Consider the following 1,837-nt stretch of genomic DNA (forward strand, 5'->3'; position numbering starts at 1 on the left):
GGCTGGGAATGCTGGTGTGACGGCATGGAAGTGAGCCAGTTCACCTATTTCCAGCAGGTGGCTGGCTTCGAGTGCTCGCCCGTGCCGGGGGAAATCACCTATGGGCTAGAACGGCTCGCCATGTATGTGCAGGGCGTCGAGAACGTCTATGAGCTGAATTTCAATGGCCGCGAGGGCGCCGACAAGGTGACCTATGGCGATGTGTTCCTGCAGAACGAGCAGGAAAGCTCGAAGTACAACTTCGAGGCGGCCGACACCGACATCCTTTTCCGCCATTTCGAGGATGCCGAGAAGGAATGCCGCGCCATTCTGGAAAAGGGCGCGGAGGGCAACCGCCAGACCATGGCTATTCCCGCCTATGAGCAGGTCATCAAGGCCTCGCATAATTTCAATATGCTCGATGCGCGCGGTGTCATCTCGGTCACCGAGCGGCAGAGCTATATCCTGCGCATCCGTGAACTGGCCAAGGCCTGCGGCGAGGCCTGGCTGCATACCGATGGCGGCGGCGCGCAATAGGCGCCGCCCCGTTTAGCCCGCCACGATTTCGGGCGTGACCGACAGCACGGTCAGCATCTGGCGCTTGTCGGCCCGGTCGCGCCAGGTGATCGACTGGCCGACGCGCAGCCCGATCAGGGCCGTGCCCACCGGCGTCATCACCGAAATCCGCCCGGCGGCGATATCGGCATCCACCGGATAGACCAGCGTCACCTGCTGCTCCTGGCCGGCATCGGTGCGATAGCGCACGCTCGAGCCCATGCGCACGATATCGGCCGGCACGGCGGTGTCGTCGACAATCTGGGCGCGCTCCAGCTCGGAGAGCAGATAATCGGAAAGATCGGGCAGGCGCTCCAGCGCCGCCATGGCCAGGCTGTTGAGCTGGCGGTGATCGTCGGCGCTCAGCGTGATGTCGGGAACCAGGTCGTTATGAGTCGTCATGTTGGTCATTGCGTATAATCCTTCTGGCCGCCGTCGCGTCTGCGCGCCGGTGGGGCCGGGTTGAAACTGAGGTAGATGGAGTGCGCCAATAAAATGGCCGGATAACCGGTAGCCTGCCCTAGGCAGGTGCCGGCGCGGCGGACAAGCCTAGGGCTGCAATCCCACGATGGGGTTAGCCAGAAGATGTGCTGCAAGCGTACTCATGCTTCCTAAGCTAGTGAAGGAATGGCGCAAGTCAAGATGCCGGCCATTGCGCATGCTTCGGCGCAATGCCAATGTCGCCTCCACGATCCCTTGCCCTTGTCGGAGGCACGCTCATGTTCGGTTGGATTATCCTCGGCCTCATTATCGTCGCCGCAGTCTACGCCATCGCCATTTATAACGGGCTGGTAAAGAACCGGCAGATGGTCGCCGAAGGCTGGTCGGGGATCGACGTGCAGCTCAAGCGCCGCACCGACCTGATCCCCAATCTGATGGAAACGGTGAAGGGCTATATGGGTCATGAGCGCGAAACGCTCGAAGCGGTGACCAATGCCCGCGCCGCCGCCACCAGCGCCGCCGCCGGCGGCTCGCCCGAAGCCCGGGCCAAAGCCGAAGGCCAGCTTTCCGCTGCCCTGGGCCGGCTCATTGCCACCGCCGAGGCCTATCCCGACCTCAAAGCCAATACCACCTTCCTGGAATTTCAGTCTGCCCTCCAGACGGTGGAAGACGAAATCCAGATGGCGCGGCGCTATTACAACGGCGCTACGCGCAATCTCAACGTCATGGTCGAATCCTTCCCCTCCAACCTGTTCGCCAATGCCTTCGGCTTCCAGAAGGCCGAATATTTCGAGCTCGAAAACGAGGCCGACCGGGCGGTGCCGACCGTCAAGTTCAACTGAGCCATGCGGCTGCTGCGCGC

At 62.2% G+C, this 1,837-nt stretch carries 3 protein-coding genes; 2 read left to right on the forward strand and 1 reads right to left on the reverse strand.

The window, feature by feature from the left end; genetic code table 11:
- Positions 1-516, forward strand: a 516-nt coding sequence (locus tag VDP82_RS17695; protein ID WP_323016131.1) for a glycine--tRNA ligase subunit alpha, incomplete at its 5' end; no start/stop codon positions are given.
- A gap of 12 nt (positions 517-528) precedes the next feature.
- Here the strand turns inward: VDP82_RS17695 and rnk are convergent.
- Positions 529-945, reverse strand: coding sequence for a nucleoside diphosphate kinase regulator (gene rnk / locus VDP82_RS17700; protein WP_323016132.1), 417 nt, complete (start codon positions 943-945; stop codon positions 529-531).
- 308 nt (positions 946-1,253) lie between these two features.
- Between rnk and VDP82_RS17705 the strand changes: the two genes are divergently transcribed.
- Complete coding sequence (locus tag VDP82_RS17705; protein ID WP_323016133.1) at positions 1,254-1,817, forward strand: LemA family protein; 564 nt, start codon at positions 1,254-1,256, stop codon at positions 1,815-1,817.
- Positions 1,818-1,837: the final 20 nt, after the last annotated feature.

The organism is Devosia sp., assembly GCF_034675085.1.
Lineage (GTDB): Bacteria > Pseudomonadota > Alphaproteobacteria > Rhizobiales > Devosiaceae > Devosia.

Excerpts from the sequence above, each read along its gene's own strand:
- VDP82_RS17705 (WP_323016133.1), top strand. The coding sequence starts at position 1,254 with ATGTTCGGTTGGATTATCCTCGGCCTCATTATCGTCGCCGCAGTCTAC.
- rnk (WP_323016132.1), bottom strand. The coding sequence starts at position 945 with ATGACCAACATGACGACTCATAACGACCTGGTTCCCGACATCACGCTG.